The organism is Mycobacterium sp. NGS63 (genome assembly GCF_059812295.1).
Genome location: NZ_JCALCJ010000001.1, coordinates 249,212 through 268,527 on the forward strand (window position 1 = coordinate 249,212; position 19,316 = coordinate 268,527).

Genomic DNA, 19,316 nt, shown 5'->3' on the forward strand with positions numbered 1-19,316 from the left:
AAGGATCGAGACTGTGAGCGAAAAGGGTCGTCTGTTTACCAGTGAGTCGGTGACCGAAGGGCATCCCGACAAGATCTGTGACGCGATCAGCGACTCGGTCCTCGACGCCCTGCTCGCGGAGGACCCCCGCTCACGTGTCGCGGTCGAAACTCTGGTGACCACCGGCCAGGTGCACGTGGTGGGCGAGGTGACGACGTCGGCCAAGGAGGCCTTCGCCGACATCACCAACACGGTGCGCGCACGGATCCTCGACATCGGCTACGACTCGTCGGACAAGGGCTTCGACGGGTCGACGTGCGGCGTGAACATCGGCATCGGCGCGCAGTCGCCCGACATCGCCCAGGGCGTCGACACCGCCTACGAGGCGCGGGTCCAGGGCGAGCAGGACCCGCTGGACTCCCAGGGCGCCGGCGACCAGGGCCTGATGTTCGGCTACGCCATCAACGACACCCCGGAGCTGATGCCGCTGCCGATCGCGCTGGCCCACCGGCTGTCGCGGCGGCTGACCGAGGTGCGCAAAAACGGGACGTTGGACTACCTGCGTCCGGACGGGAAGACGCAGGTCACCATCGAATACGAGGACAACGTCCCGGTGCGGCTGGACACCGTGGTCGTCTCCACCCAGCACGCCGACGGGATCGACCTGGAGAAGACGCTGGACCCCGACATCCGCAAGCACGTGCTCCAGACCGTGCTCGACGAGCTGGCCCACGAGACCCTGGACTCGTCGGAGACCCGGGTGCTGGTCAACCCGACCGGCAAGTTCGTGCTCGGCGGCCCCATGGGCGACGCGGGCCTGACCGGCCGCAAGATCATCGTCGACACGTACGGCGGCTGGGCCCGCCACGGCGGCGGGGCGTTCTCCGGCAAGGATCCGTCCAAGGTGGACCGTTCGGCGGCGTACGCGATGCGCTGGGTGGCAAAGAACATCGTTGCCGCCGGCCTGGCGGAGCGGGTGGAGGTGCAGGTGGCCTACGCCATCGGCAAGGCCGCCCCGGTCGGGCTGTTCATCGAGACGTTCGGCACCGCGATCGTCGACCCGGTCAAGATCGAGAAGATCGTGCCCGAGGTGTTCGACCTGCGGCCCGGCGCGATCATCCGCGACCTCGACCTGCTGCGCCCGATCTACGCGCAGACCGCCGCCTACGGGCACTTCGGCCGCACCGACATCGAGCTGCCGTGGGAGCAGCTCAACATGGTCGACGAGCTCAAGCGCGCGATCTAGGGGTTCCAGAACCCGGAGCCGCCGGTGCCGGACTTGCCGAAGCCCGAGTTGCCTTCGACGAAGGGGTAGCCCCCGCCGGAGTTGAAGAAGCCGGTGTTGTTGCCGACGCCCGAGTTGAACCAGCCGGTGTTGCCGCCGGTGAACGAGTCGGTGTTCCAGAAGCCGGTGTTGTTGCCGCCGTGACCGGAGTTGCCGATGCCGGTGTTGTAGTCGCCGATGCCGGAGTTGGCGATGCCGGTGATCCCGAAGCCGCTGCCGGTGTTGGCGAAGCCGACCGTGAACGTGCCACCGCCGGAGTTGAAGGCGCCCATGTCGTTTCCGCCGGCGCCGGTGTTGAAGAAGCCGGAGTTGAGGCCGCCGGCCGCCGAGTTGAAAAAGCCCGAGTTGGCGTCGCTCGTGTTGTAGAAGCCCGAGTTGCCGGTGCCGGTGTTGCCGAAGCCCGAGTTGGCCACCAACCCGCTCAGGTCGGCGGTGCCGCCCCACCCGGTGTCCAGGGTGCCCGCGTTGAACAGCCCGGTGTTGACGTTGCCCGAGTTGAAGAAACCGGTGTTGGTGTTGCCCGCGTTGAACGATCCGGTGTTGTCGCAGCCCGCGTTCATGTCGCCCACGTTCTGGTCGCCGCCGTTGAAGCTGCCCATGTTGAACGCGCCGGCGTTGCCGACGCCGATGTTGTTGTAGCCGCCGTTGAAGTGGCCGATGTTTCCGTTTGACCCGTTGAAACCGCCGATGTTGTTTTCCCCGGCGTTCCAGGACCCCACGTTGCTGTTGCCGGGGTCGCCCGCCCCGACGTTCTGGTACCCGGCGTCGAACGAGCCGGTGTTGGAGTAGCCGGCATTCCAGAATCCGGTGTTGATGTCGCCGGTGTTGCCGATGCCGGTGTTGGCGTTGCCCGCGTTGAACAGCCCCCAATTGCCGGTGCCGCTGTTGAACACGCCGGTGTTGCCGGTGCCGCTGTTGAACAGGCCGGTGTTGCCGGTGCCGGAGTTGAACAGGCCGACGTTGCCGCTGCCGGAATTGAGCCCGCCGAGCGTGAGCTGACCGGTGGCGATGTCGTAATAGGTGTTGCCGATGCCGATCTCGTTGTTGCCGGTCAGCCCGAAGCCGATGTTGTGGTCGCCGGTGTTGCCCAGGCCGACGTTGTTGTTGCCGGAGTTGCCCCAGCCCCAGTTGCCGATGCTGCCGTTGGCGTTGAGCCCGCCGATGCCGACCAGATTGTTGCCGTTGAGCCCGATGCCGAGGTCGTTGCTGCCGTTGTTGCCGATGCCGCGGTTGCCATCGCCCAGGTTCGCCAAGCCGATGTTGCCGTTGCCGCGGTTGCCGGCGCCGGCGTTGAGGTCGCCGAGGTTGCCGGCCCCCACGTTGGCATTGCCGAGGTTGCCGCCACCCAGGTTGCCGTTGCCGGCGTTGCCGAGACCCAGGTTGCCGTCGCCCTTGTTGCCGCTGCCGACGTTGCCGCTGCCGATGTTGGCGCTGCCGACGTTGGTGTGGCCGACGTTGCCGACGCCCAGCGCGTTCTGCAGCTCGGTGCCGGCATACGCGGCCGCGTTGGCGGAAAGGTTCTGCACCAGCCCGCGATGCAACGCCGCGGTCTGGGCGCTCAGGGCCTGATAGGCCCGGGCATGCCCGGAAAGCAGCTCCGCGACCGCCGCGGACACCTGGTCGGCGGCGGGGGACGCCACCTGCGTGGTCGCGGCCGCCGCCGCCGCGTTGGCCGACTCGATCGTCGCGCCGATGCCGGCGAGATCCGCTGCCGCCGCACGCACCTGCTCCGGCATGGCGAACACAAACGACATCGTCGGTCGCCCTTTCCGTCAACCCCCGCCTGGCCCAACCATCGGTCAAGGCCGGCAAAGCGTTACGGAAACGGCGCCGATTGGCTCAGGCGCGCCGTTGCGGCAGCGGGTGGTCGGCATCGAGGGCGGGCAGCCCGTCGATGCTGAGTTGGTTGCGCCGGCCCAGACTGGCGAACTTCTCGTCGGTCGCCTTGGCGTGGTGCGCCTCGAGCACCGGCCGTTCGTCGACGAGGTCGTAGTAGGGCACCGCGAATCCGCAGGCGTCGGCGATCCGTTCCACGTCGATGACGACGACGGCGCGGACGCCCGCGTGCTCTTCGCCGAAATGCTTGAGCAGGGCGGGGAATTCGGCGTCGTCCGGACGCACGACCCGCCCGGTGCCGAACAGCCTCAGAATCCGCGAGTTGCGGGTGAACGAGCAGAACATGACGGTGATGCGGCCGTTGTCGCGCAGGTGGGCGATGGTCTCGACACCGCTGCCGAACAGGTCGAGGTAGGCCACGGCGTGTTCCCCCAGCACCGCGAAGGTATCGCGATAACCCTTGGGCGACAGGTTGATTCGTCCGCCCTCGGAAGGCGCGGTGGCAACGAAGAAGACGGCCTGCTCGTCGATGAAGGCGCGCAGGGACTCGTCGATGCGCTCAAATTCCTTTGCCACGCCTGAGATCCTAGCCGCCGGCGGCGGACGGCTACCGGCGCGGCTTGAGCGCGACCAACCGGCTGTCGCCGCCGTAGAAGTCGAGCACCCGCGGGTTCATCACCCGGCGCCACAGCGGCGGGAACAGCGCCAAGAGCAGCATGGCGCTGTATCCGCTCGGCAGCTGAGGGGCGTCGTCGACGTGGCGCAGCACCTGGTAGGGGCGCAGCGGATTGGCGTGGTGGTCGGAGTGCCGCTGCAGATGAAAGAGCAGGACGTTGGCGATCACCGTGCTGCTGTTCCAGCTGTGCGCGGCCCGCACCCGTTCGTAGCGCCCGCTGGCCAGCTTCTGCCGGCGCAGCCCGTAGTGCTCCATGTAGTTGACCGTCTCCAGCAGGCTGAAGCCGACGACGGCCTGGCCGAGCAGCCACGGCAGCACCACCGGGCCGAACCATACGGAAAGTACGGCGAACAGCCCGCCCGTTATTAGCCACGCGCTCAATACGTCGTTGTGCAGCGTCCAGCGGGATTTGCCGAGCGCGGCCAACCGCGCGCCCTCGAGCCGCCAGGCCGAGCGCACGCTGCCGGACACCGAGCGCGGGATGAAGGCGTACAGGCTCTCGTCGAACCGCGCGCTGGCGGGGTCCTCGGCGGTGGCGACCCGGACATGGTGACCGCGGTTGTGCTCGACGTAGAAATGCCCGTAGCAGGTTTGGGCGAGCGCGATCTTGCTCAGCCGCCGTTCGGTGCGTTCGCGCGTGTGTCCCAGCTCGTGGGCGGCGTTGATGGCGAGCCCGCCGACCAGGCCGACCGTCGCCATCAGCCCCACCTTGTCGACGAAACTCATTGTGAGCCAACCGCCGCCGCTCCACAGCCAGCAGGCGAACACCAGCGACAGGTACTGGTTGGGGAGGTAGAGGTAGGTGGCCCAGCGATAGAACCGGTCGGTCTCCAGCCAGGCGAGGACGCTGTCCTCGGGATTCGCCGCGTCGGGCCCGACGAGGTGGTCCAATACCGGGATGACCACGAAGGCCAGCAGGGGCACGGTCCACCAGAACAGGCCGATGCCGGTGGTCTCTATGCCCAGCCAGGACGGGAAGACGAGCGTGGGCACCGCCGCCGCGAGCAGCCACAGGTACCGCCGGGGTTGCTTCCAACTCGCGGCGTGCACCTCCGGTCGGAGGACCGGGAGCCGGGTGCTGGGCAAAAGTGGCACGTTCGTCCAAAAACATTCTGTCGGTCGAATTAGCAGGCGGACACCTGTCATGCCCACTCATGATAGCGCACTAAGCATACTTACGGTATGCTAACGACGCCGTTAGTTAAATCACAGTCTGTTATAAACCGGAGGCAGGGATGGCTCTCTCGCGGAGGCGCTTTCTCGGTGCCGCCGCCGGCGTCGTCGCGGGCGCCCTCGGCGCGGGCGTCGAACTCGGAACCCGGCGAGCGGCGGCCAGCGCGATGCGCCCCCACTACCGGGCCATCGTGGTCGGCAGCGGGTACGGCGGCGGGGTGTCGGCGCTGCGACTCGGCCAGGCCGGAATCGAGACGCTGATCCTGGAACGGGGCAGGTGGTGGAACGCCCCCGACGAGGACGGCAAGCGCTTCTCGCGGATGGTGCCCGCGGACAACCGCGCCGGCTGGTTCACCTCCGTGCCGCCGAGCCTGGTGCCGTCGTACCGGGGCGTGTCCATCGCCGAGGTGGCCAAGCATTCGCCGTCGCCGCAACCGGTCCAGGCCGGGATCTGCGAGAAGGTGACGCACGGCGCGCACACGGTGTTCCGCGGGTCGGCCGTCGGCGGCGGGTCCATGGTCAACGCCGCGATCGCGGCGATCCCGACCCCCGATCAGGTCCGCGCCACCTTCCCCGACATCGACCCCGACGCCTTCCTCGGGACCTACATCGAACGCGCCAAGACCATGCTCCGGATCAGTTACCGCGACATGGACTGGTTCGAGAAGACGCCGTGGTTCCAGTACGCCAGGGTGGGCCGGCAGTACGCGGACGCCGCTGGCTACGGCGTCGACTACAACGGCAGCGCATACTCGTTCGACTATATGGAAAAGGAAGAGGCGGAACTGGTTCCGCGCTCGGCGCTGAACTTCGAGCAGCAGTACGGCAACAACTACGGCAGGGTGGGCAGCGTCGACCAGACGTACATCGCGGCCGCGCTGGCGACGGGCAAGGTCAGCCTCAAGCCGCTCACCCAGGTGACCGGCATCCGTCGCGAGCCCTCGGGCGAATACGTGGTGTCCACCCGCGAGATCGACCGGTTCGGCAAGAAGGTCGCGGACTCCGAGATCGGTTGCGAGCAGCTGTATCTGAGCGCCGGCGTGCTGGGCACCAACGAGCTGCTGCTGCGGGCAAGGGAAACCGGCGGCCTGCCGCACCTGAGCGACGAGGTGGGCCGCGGGTACGGCAACAACGGGGACATCATGGTCGCCCACATGCTGGGGCCGAACGACCCGGCCGGCACGCAGCAGTCCCTGATGGGAATGATCAACCTCGACGGTCGCGACGACCCGGACAACCCGGTCTACGCCAGCATGTTCTCGCTTCCGCTGCCGGTGGAGACGTTCGCGTTGGGGTACTACGCGATGGTGCGCACCGGCGACCGCGCGGAGATCGTCTACGACCGGGCCAAGGACTCGATCGCCATCGACTGGCCGGTGGGTTATACGGACAACCTGCGCGAGCGGGCCCGGCTGGTGTTCGACAAGGTGACGCAGGCCAACGGCGTGGACTACCGCGACGACCTGTTCGAGGGAAAGGCTTTGGCGCCCAATACCGTTCATCCGCTGGGCGGGGTGGTGCGGGGCCGGGCCACCGACGGCTACGGCCGGGTGAAGGGTTACGACAACCTGTTCGTCAACGACGCCTCGCTGCTGCCGGGCTACCTGGGCTGCAACCCGTTCATGGCGATCACCGCGCTGGCCGAACGCAACATCGAGGGGATCCTGCAGGGGCGCCGGGGCTAGCCGCGCTCAGGCGGTGAACCGGTAGTCGTCGAGGCGGAACCGCCGGCTGCGCCAGTAGGTCTCCACCGTGGTGGCGGGGCGGAGCGGCACGTCGCCGTTCTTGTCGAAGTAGTAGCTGTTGGCCAGCCGGCAGCTGTCCTGCCAGAAGATCTGGCGGTGGCGCTTGCGCATCATCTCTGCGAAGTACCGGTCGTTGGCCTCGGCGGTCACCTCCACGCGGGTGGCGCCGTCGCGGCGGGCGCGCTTCAGGCAGCGCACGATGTGATGGGTCTGCGTCTCGATGAGCGCGAAATACGACGAGCCGACATAGCCGTAGGGCCCGAACACGGTGAACATGTTCGGGAAACCCGGAACCGACACGCCCTCGTAGGCCTGCAGCCGGTGCTCGTCCCAGAACCGGCTCAAGGACTCGCCGCCGCTGCCGGTGACGGAGAACGTGGGGACGTTGTCGGTGTCCATCACCTTGAAGCCGGTCGCCAGGATCAGCACGTCGATCTCGTGGCTCTCGCCGTCGGTGGTGGCCACCGCCGACGGCGTGACCTTGTCGATCGGCTCGGTGACCAGCCGCACGTTGTCGCGGTTGAACGTGGCCAGGTAGCCGTTGTGGAACCCGGGCCGCTTGCAGCCCACGGCGTATTGCGGGGTCAGCTGCTCGCGCACCTCCGGGTCGGCCACCTGTTGCCGCAGATAGCTGCGACCGGCCGCCGCCATCCGCTTGGCCAGCGGGAACACGGTGAAATACTGCGCCGCGAGCGGGAAGGTCAGCTCGACGAACGCCTGGCTGACCAACCGCTGGACCAACTTGCCGCCGGGGATGCGCATCGCGAGGCGCACCGGCGCCGGCAGCGGCACGTCGAACTTGGGGAAGCACCAGATCGGGGTGCGCTGGAACACGGTGAGGTGGGAGACGATCGGCGCGATCTCGGGGATGACCTGCACCGCCGAGGCGCCGGTGCCGATGATCGCGACGCGCTTGCCCGTCAGGTCCTGGTCGTGGTCCCAGCGCGCGGTGTGCATGGTGGTGCCCGCGAACGAATCCACGCCGTCGATGTCGGGCAGCTTCGGCACGGTCAGCACGCCGCTCGCGCTGATCAGAAACCGGGCGGTGACCACCCCGCCGGGGTCGGTCTGCACCCGCCACAGGTGGTGTTCGTCGTCGAACTCGGCGGTCTGCACCTTGGTGTTGAACCGGATCCGCGGCCGCAGGCCGTATTTGTCGACGCAGTGTTCGGCGTAGGCCTTCAGCTCGTGGCCCGGCGCGTAGGTGCGCGACCAGCGCGGGCTCTGCTCGAAGGAGAACTGGTAGGAGAACGACGGAATGTCCACGGCAATACCGGGATAGGTGTTCCAGTGCCAGGTGCCGCCCACGCCGTCGCCGGCCTCGACCATCAGGTAGTTGGACAGCCCGGCCTTGTCCAGCTTGATCGCCGCGCCGATGCCGGAGAATCCGGCGCCGACGATCAGGGTGTCGTAGTCGGGCGTGATGCTCATGTGCGCCTGCTTCCGATGACGGGCACCCCGCGCTTGGGCCGCAGGGTCATGGTTGCCTCGGGTTCCACAGGATCGCCCGGGGCGAGCTCAAAGACGAAGCGCTGACTCATGATTGCGGCCACCAGCACCATCTCCATCAGGGCGAAGCTCTGACCGATGCAGATGCGCCGGCCGCCGCCGAAAGGCAGGTACGCCGAGCGCGGCCGATTTAGGTCGGGCGGCAAGAAACGGCCGGGATCAAAGGTTTCTGGGTCGGGCCACCAGCGTGCGTCGTGGTGGATGTGGTGGATCGGGATGACGACGGTGGTGCCGCGGCGAATGTGGTGCCCCCCGATGACGTCGTCCTCGATGGCCCGGCGCGCGATGATCCACACCGAAGAGAAGTAGCGCTGCGATTCCTGCAGGCACGCGGTGGTCCACGGCAGCCGGCCCAGGTCGTCGGCGGCCGGGCGGCGGGCGCCCAGCACGTCGTCGACCTCGGCGAGCATCCGGTCCCGGGCGTCGGTGTGTTGGGCCATCAGATACCAGAACCAGGACATCGCGTTGGCGGTGGTCTCGTGGCCGGCGAGCATGAACGTCAGCGCCTCGTCGCGGACCCGCCGGCGCGGCCAGGTTCCGCCGTCGGCGCGCAGCAGCACGTTGAGCAGGTCGGCGGAGTCGGTCGGGTGGACCAGGCGCTCGTCGATCACGGCGTTGACGGCGCGGTCGAGCGTCAGCGTGATGTTCTGCATGTCGCGCAGCGGCGGCGGCAGGCGGATGCCGGAGAAGGCCAGCCCGTGCAGCGCGTCGTAGACCGGGGCCGGCATGAGGCCCACCAGCCCGAGCCGCTGTAGCCGCTCGGCGTGCCGCAACCCGCGCGTCGCCAGGTCGTTCATGCTCTGCACCAAGGGGCCGAAATCCTGGCTGAACAGGGAATTGGCGACCACGCGCAAAGTCGTCTCGACCATCGTCTCGTGGATGTCGAACCGGACGTCCGGTTTCAGCGCGTCGGTGACGTCGGTGATCGGGTCGATCATCAGGTCGACGATCCCGTTGAGGTGGCGGCGCGCGAACGTCGGGTTCAGCGCCCCGCGGTGGGCGGCCCAGGAGTCACCCTCGTCGGTGAGCAGGTTGATGCCGACGCTGGCCCGGATGGGTTCGTACTCGTTGGATTTGACGTAGCGCAGCCGGGCGCCGTGCAGCACGTGGTCGACGTAGTCGGGATGGCCGATCGAAACGAAACGTCTTCCGGCGCAACGGAACCGGACGATGTCGCTGCCGCGTAACCGGCCCAGGAACCGGTCGCCCACGTCGAACCCGACGGTGAGCGCCTCGCGGCTCATCGTCCAGGAACTCAGGCGGGTCGCCGGTGTTCCGGCGAGGCGCTCGTCGGTGCGGGTCGCCATGGTTCCACTGTAGGGATGACGCGGGGGGCCGTTAATGAGATTATCGGACACACAGTTGGGACTTTAGGACAGGCCGTGCGACATCCACCCGCGCTCAGTCACCCCGTGTACGCGACCCGCGTGCTATGCGAGGTGGCCAACGAGCGCGGCGTGCCCACGGGCGAGGTGCTCGCGGGCACCGCGATCGACCCGGCCGACCTGAATAAGGCGGACGCGATGGTCAGCGCGCTCGACGAGATCGGGGCGGTGCGCCGGTTGCTCGCCCGGCTCCCGTCCGAATGCGGTATCGGTGTCGAGGTGGGCAGCCGGTTCACGCTCACCCACTTCGGGCTGTTCGGGTTCGCGGTGATGTCGTGCGGCACCCTGCGCGAGCTGTTTTCGATCGCGATGCGCTACTTCGCGTTGACCATGCTGCACATCGACCTCGCGTTGTTCGAAACCGCCGAGGACTGCGTGATCGAACTCGACGCCGGCCACCTGCCCGCCGATGTGCGGGGGTTCTTCATCGAGCGCGACATCGCCGGGATCATCACCACCACAGTCAGTTTCGCGCTGGCGGCGGCCGAGAAATATGCCGACCAGGTGTCGGCGGAGCTGGCCGTCGACGAGGAGCTGCTGCGCCCGCTGCTCGAGTTGGTGCCGGTCCACGACGTGCGGTTCGGCCGCGCGCACAACCGGTTGCACTTCCCGCGCGCCATGTTCGACGAGCCGCTGCCGCAGGCCGACCGCCACACGCTGCAGATGTGCATGGCGCAGTGCGACGTGCTGATGCAGGGCAGCGAGCGCCGCCGCGGCATCACCGCGCTGGTGCGCAGCAAGATGTTTCGCGATTCCGGCGTGTTCCCCACGCTTCCCGACGTCGCCGCCGAGCTCGACATTCATCCGCGGACGCTGCGCCGCCGGCTCGCCGAGGAGGGCACGTCCTTCCGGGACCTGCTCAACGAGGCGCGATCGACGGTGGCCGTCGACCTCTTGCGCAACGTCGGGCTGACCGTCCAGGAGGTGTCGACGCGGCTGGGCTACACCGAGGTCTCGACGTTCTCGCACGCCTTCAAGCGCTGGCATGGCGTGGCGCCCAGCGCGTATTCGCGGCAGGGGTAGGCGCCCGGCGCCGCTACGGATACAGCGCCTTTTTCAGCGCCGCCAGGCCGCGGTTGGTCGCCTCGGCGGCCGTGGGCAGCGCCAGCGCGAAGCTGACGTAGCCGTGCACCAGGTTCGGCTCGTTGCTCAGTTCGGCGGGCACCCCGGCGGCGGTGAGCAGCTCGGCGTAGCGGGACCCGTCGTCGCGCAGCGGGTCGTGTTCGGCGGTCCCGATGAACGCGGGCGGCAGGCCGGACAGATCGGTCGCGTTGGCCGGGGCCAGCGCGGTGGGCAGGGCCTTCGGATCGGTGAGGTCGAAGCCGGGCACGTACCAGCCCAGGAACGCGTCGATGACGTCGCGGTCCAGGATGGGCGCCTCGGCGTTCTCGGTGTGCGCCGGCAGCGACAGGTCGCCGGTCAGGGTCGGGTACCACAGCAGCTGAAACCGCAGCGCCGGACCGCCGTTCTCACGGGTCCGCTGCGCCATCACCGCGGCGAGGTTGCCGCCCGCCGAGTCGCCCGCGACGGCCATCCGGTCCGGGTCGCCGCCCAGCTCGGCGGCGTGCTCGGCGACCCAGCGCAGCGCGGCCCAGCAGTCGTCGACCCCGGCCGGGAACGGGTGCTCGGGGGCCAGCCGGTAACCGACGGACACCACGATCGCCTCGGCGCCGACGGCATGGGTGCGCGCGACGGGGTCGTGGGTCTCGAGGTCGCCGAGGCAGAACCCACCGCCGTGGTAGAAGACGACGACGGGCAGGGGACCGCCGGCGGCGGGCGGCCAGTAGATCCGGACAGGGATGTCGGTACGCCCGATTGTGCGCTCCTCGACGCGCAGGTCGGGCAGCAGTTCGGCGGGCACCTGCAGCTGCTTGAGCCTCGATCGCGCGACCTCGACGCCGTCGGAGGCCTTGAAGGTCATCGGGAACGTGTCGAGCAACGCCCTCAGCGTCGGATCGATGCCCGGCCGGGCGGTGGCCGGCTCACCCATCGTGCAGCGCCTCCCGCAGCGCCGCGAGCCCACGATCCATGCCCGCGGTGGCCGCCGGCACCACGCCGGCGTAACCGAGGTAGCCGTGCACCATCGTCTCGGCGTTGTGCACCTGCACTTCGACGCCGGCGGCGGCCAGCAGCTCGCCGTAGCGGAGGCCGTCGTCGCGCAGCGGGTCGTGGCCGGCGACGCCGATGTAGGCCGGCGCCAGCCCCGCCAGGTCCGTCGCCCGCCCCGGCGCCATGCCCGGCGGCGGGTCCGACAGATCGACTTCGCCTGCGTACCAACGCGAGAACGCGGCGATGGCCGCCGAGTCGAGAATGGGCGCGGTGGCGTTCTCGGTGAAGGAGGGCAGCGACGCGTCCCACAGCGTGGAGGGGTACCACAACAGCTGAAATCGCAGGCCCGGTACGCCTTCATCGCGGGCGCGCTGCGCGGTGGCCGCGGCGATCGTCCCGCCCGCCGAATCGCCGGCGACCGCCATCCGAGTGGTGTCGGCACCGATCTCACGGCCGTGGTCGGTGACCCACAGCGTTGCGGCCCAAGCGTCTTCGACGGCGGCGGGGTAGGGGTGCTCCGGCGCCAGCCGGTAGTCGACGGACACCACGATCGCCTCGGCGCCGACCGCGTGCTGGCGCGCCGTGCCGTCGTGGGTGTCGAGGTCGCCGACGACGAATCCGCCGCCGTGGAAGAACAGCACCACGGGCGCGGCCACCCCGGGATCGGCTGAGGGCCAATAGATCCGGATGCCGAGGGGACCCCCGGGGCCCTCGATGTCGCGGTCCTCGACGCGGAGCTCGGGATGCAGCGGCCGGCGGGGCAGGTCGCGGAGCCGTTGACGCGCCGTTTCGACACCATCTTCGGTTGATAGCCGGAACGGAACCGCATCCAGTACCTTCAGCAGGATGGGGTCGATACCAGGGTTCTCCTCAGCGGTGTCCAAACTGGGCATGGAAGTACCGTACGCACCCCGCCTGGTGTCCGGCGGCTGGGTGGTGGCCGGGTGGGCGGGCCTCGCCTACGGCGTCTACCTGACCGTGCTCGCGTTGCGTTCGCCGCCGGGAACGGATTTGACCGGGCACTGGGTGCTGCAGCCGCCGTTCAAGGCGGCGATGGCGGTGTTGCTGACCGTCGCCGCGGTGGCCCATCCCGTCGTCCGCGAGCGGCGGTGGCTGATGCCGGCGCTGCTGTTGTCGGCCGTCGGCGACTGGCTGCTGGCGATCCCGTGGTGGACGATGTCCTTCGGGCTGGGGCTGGCGGCATTCCTGTTGGCGCACTTGTGTTTCCTGGGCGCGCTGGTTCCGCTGGCCCGCACGTCGAGGCCGCGGCTGGCCGCCGTCGTCCTGATGTGTTTGGCGTCGGTGTCGTTGCTGGCGTGGTTCTGGCCGCACCTGGGCCGGGACAAGCTGACGATTCCGGTAACGGTCTACATGATCGCGCTGACGGCGATGGTGTGCGCGGCGCTGCTGGCGGACCTGCCGACGATCTGGACCGCGGTGGGCGCGGTGTGTTTTGCGGTGTCGGACGCGATGATCGCCATCGGGCGGTTCATCCTGTACAACGACGCGCTCGCGGTGCCCATCTGGTGGTTGTACGCCGCGGCGCAGGTCCTGATCACCGCCGGGTTCTTCTTCGGCCGCGAGGAGCCCGAGTACCAGACCGACTACGAATACGACTACGACTACGACGCCGAGTACGAGCCCGAGGCCGACGAAGGCTAGTTGTCGGTCCCGTTGGCTAGCAAGGTAACTCGGCGCACTCCCGTCGAGGTCGAGCCGATCGCCCGGGTCCTGCCGATGCTGTCGGTGCCCCACCTCGACCGCGAGTTCGACTACCTGGTGTCGGCCGAGCAGTCCGACGACGCCCAGCCCGGCGTGCGGGTGCGGGTGCGCTTCCACGGCCGCCTGGTCGACGGGTTCGTGCTGGAGCGCCGCAACGACACCGACCACACCGGCAAGCTGGGCTGGCTCGATCGCGTCGTCTCGCCCGAACCGGTGCTCACCCCGGAGATCCGGCGCCTGGTCGACGCGGTGGCGGCGCGCTACGCCGGCACCCGGCCCGACGTGCTGCGGCTGGCGGTGCCGCCCCGCCACGCCCGGGTCGAGCGCGAACCCGCGGCCGCCCCGCCGGTGCCGGACATCGGGCCCGTCGACCCGGCGGCCTGGGAGGGCTACGGCCGCGGCGGGCAGTTCCTAGCCGCGCTGGCCGAGTCACGCGCCGCCCGGGCCGTCTGGCAGGCGCTGCCCGGCGAGCCGTGGGCCGACCGCTTCGCCGAGGCCGCGGCGCAAACCATCCGGGCGGGACGCTCGGTGCTGGCGATCGTGCCCGACCAGCGTGACCTGGACACGCTGTGGCGCGCCGCGACCGCGCGGATCGACCAGGGCTGCGCGGTGGCGCTCTCGGCGGGCCTGGGCCCCGCCGCGCGCTACCGGCGCTGGCTGGCGGCGCTGCGCGGTGTCGCGCGGCTGGTGATCGGCACCCGCAGCGCGGTGTTCGCGCCGCTGAGCGACCTGGGGCTGGTGATGGTGTGGGCCGACGCCGACGACAGCCTGTCCGAGCCGCGCGCGCCGTACCCGCACGCCCGCGAGGTGGCGATGCTGCGCGCGCACCAGGCGCGGTGCGCGGCGCTGATCGGCGGCTTCGCGCGCACCGCCGAGGCCCACGCGCTGGTGCGCGGCGGGTGGGCCCACGACATCGTCGCCGCGCGGCCGGTGGTGCGGGCCCGCACCCCGCGGGTGATCGCCCTCGACGACACCGGCTACGCCGAGGAACGCGACCCGGCGGCGCGCACCGCGCGCATCCCGTCCATCGCGCTGCGCGCCGCCCGCTCGGCGCTCGAGGGCGGGGCGCCGGTGCTGGTGCAGGTGCCGCGGCGCGGGTACGTCCCCTCGCTGGCGTGCGGGCGCTGCCGCGCCATCGCCCGGTGCCGGCAGTGCACGGGCCCGCTATCGCTGCAGGAGCGCGGCCCGGGCGCGGTCTGCCGCTGGTGCGGCCGCGGCGAACCGGCGCTGCGCTGCGCGCGTTGCGGATCGGACGCGGTGCGCGCGGTGGTGGTCGGGGCGCGGCGCACCGCCGAGGAGCTCGGCCGCGCCTTCGCCGGCACGCCGGTCGTCACGTCGGCTGGCGACGCCATCGTTGCCGACGTCGCCGCGCGCCCGGCCCTGGTGGTCGCCACGCCCGGGGCCGAGCCCCGTGCGGAGGGTGGCTACGGGGCGGCGTTGCTGCTGGACACGTGGGCGCTGCTGGGCCGCCAGGACCTGCGCGCCGGCGAGGACGCCCTGTGGCGCTGGATGACCGCGGCCGCCCTGGTGCGCGCCCGCGGCGACGGCGGCGTGGTGATCGTTGTCGCCGAATCTTCCATTCCCACAGTGCAATCGCTGATCCGCTGGGACCCGGTGGGGCACGCGGACGCCGAGTTGACCGCCCGCGCCGAGGTCGGGCTGCCGCCCAGCGTGCACATGGCGGCCCTGGACGGCACCGCCGGCGCCGTGGCGGCGTTACTCGAGCAGGCCCGGTTGCCGGGCTCCGATTACGCGGACGTGCTCGGCCCGGTGGACCTGCCGCCGGGCGTGCGCCGCCCGCCCGGCACGCCCGCCGGGGTGCCGGCGATCAGGATGCTGGTGCGGGTGCGCCGCGAGCGGGGCCTGGCGCTGGCGGGTGCTTTGCGGCGCGGCGTCGGTGTGCTCAGCGCCCGGCAGGACAACGAGCCGGTGCGGGTGCAGATCGATCCGCTGCACATCGGATAGCCGCGCGGCGCGCCGAATCTGCGGTGCGGCGATAGTATTCGTGGGAAATAATCTCGGGTTTCGATATAGGCAGGCTGTTACACTTTCATCTCTTTGCTGGTGGCCCCGGACGGGTCCGGAGGAGGGGCGCGATGGCGGCGGACAACGCGACGGCAGCTGACGAGTCACTGGACGTGATCACCGACGCGCTGCTCACGGCCTCCCGTTTGCTGGTGGCGATCTCGGCGCGCTCGATCGGACAGGTCGACGAGACCATCACCATCCCCCAATTCCGGACCCTGGTGATCCTGTCCAACCGCGGCCCGGTCAATCTGGCCACGCTGGCCGGCCTGCTCGGGGTGCAGCCCTCGGCGACCGGACGGATGGTCGACCGGTTGGTGGCGGCCGGGCTGATCGACCGCCTCCCGCACCCGACCTCCCGGCGTGAGTTGCTCGCCGCGCTGACCAAGCGCGGTCGCGAGGTTGTCCGCCGCGTCACCGCGTACCGGCGCAGCGAGATCGCCGCCATCGTGGAGAAGATGCCACCGCCCGAGCGCCACGGGCTGGTGCGGGCCCTGACCGCGTTCACCGCCGCGGGCGGCGAGCCCGACGTCCACCTGGACCCCGACCTCGACCTGTAGCCACGCGGGCATCGGGTGTGAGCCCAGGGCGTCGATTGTGAACGTAGGGCGGGTTTCGGCGCGGATTTCCGCCCAGGATTCACTGTGAAAGCCAAGGTTTCACACCCGAAGTCGTGAGCTCACGCCGAAGGCCACTTCCTTTCGGCGGTGGCCAGGAGGTACTGCCACCGCATGATCCCGCCGGACAGGTATTCGCGCGCCAGCTCGACGAGCTGGGCGTCCAGCTCGGCGGCCAGCACGCGGTTGGGGCCGATGTTCGCGTACGCCTCGATCGTCGGGCCGTAGTGCGCCTTGAAGTAGGCGTGCATGGCCTCGGCGGTGTCGAACCGGGTCACCTCCAGGTCGGCCCGCACCGCGGTGACGCCGCCGACCCGGTCGCCCAGCAGCCCCGCGACGTAGCCCTCGCGACCCCACAGCGCCGCCGGGGCAATCGCCGGCGACAGGCTCGGCCGGTACGGCCGCAGCGCGGCCAGCATCCGGCCGAAGTACCCCTCCGGGGTCCAGCTGATCACGCCGATCGTCCCGCCCGGCCGGCACACCCGGACCAGCTCGGCGGCGGCGCGCCGGTGATCCGGCGCGAACTGCACGCCGATCGCCGAGATCACGGCGTCGAACTCGCCGTCGGCGAAGGGCAGCGCCTGGGCGTCGGCCTCCCGGTAGTCGAGGGTGAGCCCGCGCGCCGCGGCCCGGGCCCGGCTGCGCTCCAGCAGCTCGGGGGTCAGGTCGGTGGAGACGACGTCGGCGGCCGCCGCGGCAGCCGGCATCGAGATGTTGCCGGAGCCCGCGGCGACGTCGAGCACCCGCGTGCCCGGGCCGATGCCCGCCGCGGCGACCAGGACCGGGCCCAGCGGCGCCATCACTTCCTCGGCCATCCGGGCGTAGTCGCCGCTGGCCCACAGCGCGCGATGGGTGGAGGCGACGTCCGAACTATAACTGTTTGCAATAGTTGTCATAGGAAATAATATACTGACGCAACTGTGGGGATCCTGGGCGTGCCCTGCGAAGATCCGGTGCTTCCTAGACTGTGCCCGTGCGCCTCGTCTTCGCCGGCACCCCCGAACCCGCGCTGCCCGCGCTGCGTTGCCTCCTCGACTCGCCCCGGCACGAGGTGGTCGCGGTGCTGACGCGGCCCGACGCCGCCGCGGGCCGGCGCGGCAAGCCGGAGCCGTCCCCGGTGGCCCGGGAGGCGCTCGAGCGCGGCATCCCGGTGCTGCGCCCGGCGCGGCCCAACGCACCGGAGTTCGTCGCCGAGCTGTCGGAGCTGGCGCCGCAGTGTTGCGCGGTCGTGGCCTACGGCGCGCTGCTGCGCGACGACCTGCTGGCGGTGCCGCCGCGCGGCTGGATCAACCTGCACTTCTCGCTGCTGCCGGCCTGGCGCGGCGCGGCGCCCGTGCAGGCCGCGATCGCGGCGGGGGACACCGTGACCGGGGCGACCACGTTCCGCATCGAGCCGAGCCTGGATTCCGGGCCGGTGTACGGGGTGGTCACGGAGGCGATCCGGCCCACCGACACCGCGGGCGATCTGCTTGGGCGCCTGGCCCTTTCGGGCGCGACACTGCTGTCGGCCACGCTGGACGGCATCGCCGACGGCACGCTGACGCCGCGCCCGCAGCCGGCCGAGGGGGTCAGCGTCGCGCCGAAGATCACCGTCGAGGCGGCCCGGGTGCGCTGGGACCTGCCGGCGGCGGCGGTCGAGCGGCGCATCCGCGCCGTCACGCCCCACCCGGGCGCTTGGACCCTCGTCGGCGATCTGCGCGTCAAGCTCGGCCCGGTGCGTCTCGATGCCGAGGGACCGAAACCCTTGCCGCCCGGCGCAATTCACGCCGACCGCAAAAACGTGTGGGTCGGCACCGCCTCGGAACCGGTGCGCCTGGGCCAGCTTCAGCCGCCCGGCAAGAAATTCATGGACGCCGTCGACTGGGCGCGTGGCGCCCGGCTCGAACCCACGGCGCGCGCGACATGAGTCCCAAGCCCCGCAAGCGGCGCCGGCCGCTGGACCCCGCGCGCGCCGCGGCATTCGAGGTGCTGCGGGCCGTCAGCGAACGCGACGCGTACGCGAACCTGGCCCTGCCCGCGCTGCTGCGCCAGCGCGGAATCGGCGGCCGCGACGCCGCATTCGCCACCGAGCTGACCTACGGGACCTGCCGCGCCCGCGGGCTGCTCGACGCGGTCATCGGCGCGGCGGCCGGACGCCCGCCGGAGGCCATCGACCCGGTGCTGCTCGACCTGCTGCGGCTCGGCGCCTACCAGTTGCTGCGCACCCGGGTCGACGCGCACGCCGCGGTGTCCACCACGGTCGAACAGGCCGGAATCGAATTCGACTCGGCGCGAGCGGGTTTCGTCAACGGCGTGCTGCGCGCCATCGCCGGCCGGGACGAGAAGTCCTGGGTCGACGAGCTCGCCCCCGACCCGTCGAAGGACCCGATCGGGCACGCCGCGTTCGTGCGCGCGCACCCGCGCTGGATCGCCCAGGCCTTCGCCGACGCGCTCGGCGCGGCCGCGACCGAACTCGACGCGGTCCTGGCCAGCGACGACCAGCGGCCCCTGGTGCACCTGGCCGCGCGCCCGGGCGCGCTGACGGCCGCCGAGCTGGCCGACGCGGTGGGCGGCACCGTCGGGCGCTATTCGCCCTACGCGGTGTACCTGCCGGGCGGGGACCCCGCGCGGCTGGCGCAGGTGCGCGACGGCGCGGCGCTGGTCCAGGACGAGGGCAGCCAGCTGGTGGCCCGCGCGCTGACGCTGGCGCCGGTGGACGGCGACACCGGCCGCTGGCTGGACCTGTGCGCCGGGCCGGGCGGCAAGACCGCGCTGCTGGCCGCGCTGGGCTCGAACGCCCGCGTCACGGCGGTGGAGCCCGCGCCGCGCCGCGCCGACATGGTGGCGGAGAACACCCGCGGGCTCGGCGTCGAGGTGTGCCGCGTCGACGGGCGGCAGAGCGGTCTCGAGCCGGGCTTCGACCGGGTGCTCGTCGACGCGCCGTGCACCGGGCTGGGCGCGCTGCGGCGCCGCCCGGAGGCCCGGTGGCGCCGGCAGCCGGCCGACGTGCCGGCGCTGGCCAAGCTGCAACGCGAGCTGCTGGCCGCCGCGGTCGCGCTGACCCGCCCCGGCGGCGTCGTGCTCTATGCGACCTGTTCGCCGCACCTCGCGGAAACCGTTGGGGTGGTTGGCGACGCGCTGCGCCGCCATCCGGTGAGCGCGCTGGACACCCGGCCGCTGTTCGAGCCCTTGGATAAGGGACCGGCCGACGGCCTGGGGGACGGGCCGTATGTGCAGCTGTGGCCGCACCGGCACGGCACCGACGCGATGTTCGCCGCCGCGCTGCGCCGCGTCTGACGTGAGGTTGGGCGCCCGGCTGCGTAGTCTGTCGCTCAT

The 19,316-nt window shown here is 70.8% G+C and carries 16 protein-coding genes; 8 read left to right on the forward strand and 8 right to left on the reverse strand.

Annotated features, from left to right (window positions below; all coding sequences use genetic code 11):
* Nucleotides 1-13 precede the first annotated feature (13 nt).
* Nucleotides 14-1,225, forward strand: a complete 1,212-nt coding sequence (gene metK, locus AC5Y4Z_RS01295; RefSeq protein WP_499960420.1) for a methionine adenosyltransferase — start codon at nt 14-16, stop codon at nt 1,223-1,225.
* On the opposite strand, the gene AC5Y4Z_RS01300 is transcribed toward metK, so the two are convergent.
* From AC5Y4Z_RS01300 to AC5Y4Z_RS01310, 3 genes are all read right to left on the reverse strand, one after another.
* Entirely contained in the window at nt 1,222-3,018 is a 1,797-nt protein-coding gene (locus AC5Y4Z_RS01300; RefSeq protein WP_499960421.1) for a PE domain-containing protein, read from the reverse strand. The two genes, metK and AC5Y4Z_RS01300, sit on opposite strands and share 4 nt — an antisense overlap.
* Before the next feature lie 85 nt (nt 3,019-3,103).
* Nucleotides 3,104-3,676 carry a pyridoxamine 5'-phosphate oxidase family protein gene (locus AC5Y4Z_RS01305; protein ID WP_499960422.1) on the reverse strand — a complete coding sequence of 191 codons (573 nt, stop codon included), beginning with the start codon at nt 3,674-3,676 and terminating at the stop codon, nt 3,104-3,106.
* Between the two features lie 31 nt (nt 3,677-3,707).
* Nucleotides 3,708-4,871, reverse strand: coding sequence for an alkane 1-monooxygenase (locus AC5Y4Z_RS01310; RefSeq protein WP_499960423.1), 1,164 nt, complete (start codon nt 4,869-4,871; stop codon nt 3,708-3,710).
* Nucleotides 4,872-5,011: 140 nt separating this feature from the next.
* Here AC5Y4Z_RS01310 and AC5Y4Z_RS01315 point away from each other — a divergent pair, with 140 nt between their 5' ends.
* Nucleotides 5,012-6,634: a GMC oxidoreductase gene (locus AC5Y4Z_RS01315; protein ID WP_499960424.1), complete on the forward strand. Its 1,623-nt coding sequence runs from the start codon at nt 5,012-5,014 to the stop codon at nt 6,632-6,634.
* Between the two features lie 6 nt (nt 6,635-6,640).
* On the opposite strand, the gene AC5Y4Z_RS01320 is transcribed toward AC5Y4Z_RS01315, so the two are convergent.
* Entirely contained in the window at nt 6,641-8,119 is a 1,479-nt protein-coding gene (locus AC5Y4Z_RS01320; RefSeq protein ID WP_499960910.1) for a flavin-containing monooxygenase, read from the reverse strand.
* Between the two features lie 2 nt (nt 8,120-8,121).
* Nucleotides 8,122-9,510, reverse strand: coding sequence for a cytochrome P450 (locus AC5Y4Z_RS01325; RefSeq protein WP_499960425.1), 1,389 nt, complete (start codon nt 9,508-9,510; stop codon nt 8,122-8,124).
* A gap of 75 nt (nt 9,511-9,585) precedes the next feature.
* Here AC5Y4Z_RS01325 and AC5Y4Z_RS01330 point away from each other — a divergent pair, with 75 nt between their 5' ends.
* Nucleotides 9,586-10,611: a helix-turn-helix transcriptional regulator gene (locus AC5Y4Z_RS01330; RefSeq protein WP_499960426.1), complete on the forward strand. Its 1,026-nt coding sequence runs from the start codon at nt 9,586-9,588 to the stop codon at nt 10,609-10,611.
* A gap of 13 nt (nt 10,612-10,624) precedes the next feature.
* On the opposite strand, the gene AC5Y4Z_RS01335 is transcribed toward AC5Y4Z_RS01330, so the two are convergent.
* Both AC5Y4Z_RS01335 and lipI read right to left on the reverse strand, forming a co-directional pair.
* The gene (locus tag AC5Y4Z_RS01335) at nt 10,625-11,578 is read right to left on the reverse strand and encodes an alpha/beta hydrolase (RefSeq protein ID WP_499960427.1); all 954 of its coding nucleotides are present in this window, start codon (nt 11,576-11,578) and stop codon (nt 10,625-10,627) included.
* Nucleotides 11,571-12,530, reverse strand: coding sequence for an esterase LipI (gene lipI / locus AC5Y4Z_RS01340; RefSeq protein WP_499960428.1), 960 nt, complete (start codon nt 12,528-12,530; stop codon nt 11,571-11,573). The genes AC5Y4Z_RS01335 and lipI overlap by 8 nt, the downstream gene beginning before the upstream one ends.
* Here lipI and AC5Y4Z_RS01345 point away from each other — a divergent pair.
* From AC5Y4Z_RS01345 to AC5Y4Z_RS01355, 3 genes are all read left to right on the forward strand, one after another.
* The gene (locus tag AC5Y4Z_RS01345; protein WP_499960429.1) at nt 12,529-13,299 is read left to right on the forward strand and encodes a lysoplasmalogenase; all 771 of its coding nucleotides are present in this window, start codon (nt 12,529-12,531) and stop codon (nt 13,297-13,299) included. The genes lipI and AC5Y4Z_RS01345 overlap by 2 nt on opposite strands.
* A gap of 75 nt (nt 13,300-13,374) precedes the next feature.
* Complete coding sequence (locus AC5Y4Z_RS01350) at nt 13,375-15,324, forward strand: primosomal protein N' (RefSeq protein WP_499960911.1); 1,950 nt, start codon at nt 13,375-13,377, stop codon at nt 15,322-15,324.
* A gap of 131 nt (nt 15,325-15,455) precedes the next feature.
* Entirely contained in the window at nt 15,456-15,944 is a 489-nt protein-coding gene (locus AC5Y4Z_RS01355; protein ID WP_499960430.1) for a MarR family winged helix-turn-helix transcriptional regulator, read from the forward strand.
* Nucleotides 15,945-16,063: 119 nt separating this feature from the next.
* On the opposite strand, the gene AC5Y4Z_RS01360 is transcribed toward AC5Y4Z_RS01355, so the two are convergent.
* On the reverse strand, nt 16,064-16,897 hold the full coding sequence (locus AC5Y4Z_RS01360) for a class I SAM-dependent methyltransferase (RefSeq protein ID WP_499960431.1): 834 nt from the start codon (nt 16,895-16,897) through the stop codon (nt 16,064-16,066).
* A gap of 77 nt (nt 16,898-16,974) precedes the next feature.
* Between AC5Y4Z_RS01360 and fmt the strand changes: the two genes are divergently transcribed.
* Together fmt and AC5Y4Z_RS01370 are read left to right on the forward strand one after the other, a co-directional pair.
* A complete protein-coding gene (gene fmt, locus AC5Y4Z_RS01365; RefSeq protein WP_499960432.1) occupies nt 16,975-17,907 on the forward strand; it encodes a methionyl-tRNA formyltransferase in 933 nt (310 codons plus the stop codon).
* The gene (locus AC5Y4Z_RS01370; RefSeq protein ID WP_499960433.1) at nt 17,904-19,277 is read left to right on the forward strand and encodes an RsmB/NOP family class I SAM-dependent RNA methyltransferase; all 1,374 of its coding nucleotides are present in this window, start codon (nt 17,904-17,906) and stop codon (nt 19,275-19,277) included. Before fmt ends, AC5Y4Z_RS01370 begins: the two co-directional genes overlap by 4 nt.
* Nucleotides 19,278-19,316: the final 39 nt, after the last annotated feature.